Raw genomic sequence first — 2831 nt, 5'->3', positions numbered from 1 at the left:
AAGCTCCGGGGAGGCGGCAAATATCCTTTGATCCGGAGATTTCTGAATGGGGGAACCCACCCGCTATAAGGCGGGTATCATAAGCTGAATACATAGGCTTATGAAGCGAACGAGGGGAAGTGAAACATCTCAGTACCCTTAGGAAAAGAAATCAATTGAGATTCCCTTAGTAGCGGCGAGCGAACGGGGAGCAGCCCATTAAGTTGTGTGTGTTCTAGTGGAACGCTCTGGGAAGTGCGAACGTAGAGGGTGATATTCCCGTACACGAAAGGGCACACACAATGATGACGAGTAGGGCGAGGCACGTGAAACCTTGTCTGAATATGGGGGGACCATCCTCCAAGGCTAAATACTCCTGACTGACCGATAGTGAACCAGTACCGTGAGGGAAAGGCGAAAAGAACCCCTGTGAGGGGAGTGAAATAGATCCTGAAACCGCATGCATACAAGCAGTGGGAGCCGACTTGTTCGGTGACTGCGTACCTTTTGTATAATGGGTCAGCGACTTATATTCAGTAGCAAGGTTAACCGAATAGGGGAGCCGTAGAGAAATCGAGTCTTAATAGGGCGTTTAGTTGCTGGGTATAGACCCGAAACCAGGCGATCTATCCATGAGCAGGTTGAAGGTTGGGTAACACTAACTGGAGGACCGAACCCACTGTCGTTGAAAAGCCAGGGGATGACTTGTGGATAGGGGTGAAAGGCTAATCAAGCCTGGTGATAGCTGGTTCTCCCCGAAAGCTATTTAGGTAGCGCCTCGGACGAATACCATTGGGGGTAGAGCACTGTTTCGGCTAGGGGGTCATCCCGACTTACCAAACCGATGCAAACTCCGAATACCAATGAGTACTATCCGGGAGACAGACTGCGGGTGCTAACGTCCGTAGTCAAGAGGAAAACAATCCAGACCGCCAGCTAAGGCCCCAAAATCATAGTTAAGTGGGAAACGATGTGGGAAGGCATAGACAGCTAGGAGGTTGGCTTAGAAGCAGCCACCCTTTAAAGAAAGCGTAATAGCTCACTAGTCGAGTCGGCCTGCGCGGAAGATGTAACGGGGCTAAAACTATGTGCCGAAGCTGCGGATTTGACTTTAAGTCAAGTGGTAGGGGAGCGTTCTGTAAGCCGATGAAGGTGTATTGAGAAGTATGCTGGAGGTATCAGAAGTGCGAATGCTGACGTGAGTAACGACAAAACGGGTGAAAAACCCGTTCGCTGAAAGACCAAGGGTTCCAGTCCAACGTTAATCGGGGCTGGGTGAGTCGACCCCTAAGGCGAGGCCGAGAGGCGTAGTCGATGGGAAATTGGTTAATATTCCAATACTTCTGTGTAATGCGATGAGAGGACGGAGAAGGTTAAGTCAGCCTGGCGTTGGTTGTCCAGGTGGAAGGTTGTAGGCATGTATCTTAGGCAAATCCGGGGTACTCTATGCTGAGAACTGATAGCAAGCTGTACTTGTACAGTGAAGTGGCTGATACCATGCTTCCAGGAAAAGTCTCTAAGCTTCAGTTACACAGGAATCGTACCCGAAACCGACACAGGTGGTCAGGTCGAGTAGACCAAAGCGCTTGAGAGAACTCTGCTGAAGGAACTAGGCAAAATGGTACCGTAACTTCGGGAGAAGGTACGCTGCTGACGGTGATGGGACTTGCTCCCTGAGCTATTGGCAGCCACAGAAACCAGGCCGCTGCAACTGTTTATTAAAAACATAGCACTCTGCAAACACGAAAGTGGACGTATAGGGTGTGATGCCTGCCCGGTGCTGGAAGGTTAATTGATGGGGTTAGCGTAAGCGAAGCTCTTGATCGAAGCCCCAGTAAACGGCGGCCGTAACTATAACGGTCCTAAGGTAGCGAAATTCCTTGTCGGGTAAGTTCCGACCTGCACGAATGGCATAATGATGGCGGCGCTGTCTCCAGCAGAGGCTCAGTGAAATCGAAATCGCTGTGAAGATGCAGTGTACCCGCGGCTAGACGGAAAGACCCCGTGAACCTTTACTGCAGCTTGACATTGAACTTTGACCTTACTTGTGTAGGATAGGTGGGAGGCTTTGAAGTTAGAACGCTAGTTCTAATGGAGCCGTCCTTGAAATACCACCCTGGTAATGTTGAGGTTCTAACTCTGCCCCGTAATCCGGGGCGAGGACCATGTCTGGTGGGTAGTTTGACTGGGGCGGTCTCCTCCTAAAGAGTAACGGAGGAGTACGAAGGTGCGCTCAGCGTGGTCGGAAATCACGCGTAGAGTATAAAGGCAAAAGCGCGCTTAACTGCGAGACCCACAAGTCGAGCAGGTACGAAAGTAGGTCTTAGTGATCCGGTGGTTCTGTATGGAAGGGCCATCGCTCAACGGATAAAAGGTACTCTGGGGATAACAGGCTGATACCGCCCAAGAGTTCATATCGACGGCGGTGTTTGGCACCTCGATGTCGGCTCATCTCATCCTGGGGCTGAAGCAGGTCCCAAGGGTATGGCTGTTCGCCATTTAAAGAGGTACGCGAGCTGGGTTTAGAACGTCGTGAGACAGTTCGGTCCCTATCTACCGTGGGCGCTGGAAATTTGAGAGGATCTGCTCCTAGTACGAGAGGACCAGAGTGGACGAACCTCTGGTGTACCGGTTGTGACGCCAGTCGCATCGCCGGGTAGCTATGTTCGGAAGGGATAACCGCTGAAAGCATCTAAGCGGGAAGCCTACCTCAAGATAAGATTTCCCTAGGAATTTATTCCTCTAAAGAGCCGTTCGAGACTAGGACGTTGATAGGTTGGGTGTGGAAGCACGGTGACGTGTGAAGCTGACCAATACTAATTGCTCGTGAGGCTTGACTATACAACACCCAA

1 rRNA gene is annotated in these 2831 nt (G+C 51.0%); it reads left to right on the top strand.

The annotated features are described in order from the left end of the window. Nucleotides 1–2820, top strand: a 23S ribosomal RNA gene (locus WA352_RS21545); the annotation flags it as partial. Nucleotides 2821–2831: the final 11 nt, after the last annotated feature.

Source organism: Acinetobacter sp. 102, from assembly GCF_037028485.1.
Lineage (GTDB): Bacteria > Pseudomonadota > Gammaproteobacteria > Pseudomonadales > Moraxellaceae > Acinetobacter > Acinetobacter higginsii.
Note: the sequence above shows the minus strand (reverse complement) of the source record. Positions and strands in the feature narration are given on the sequence as shown.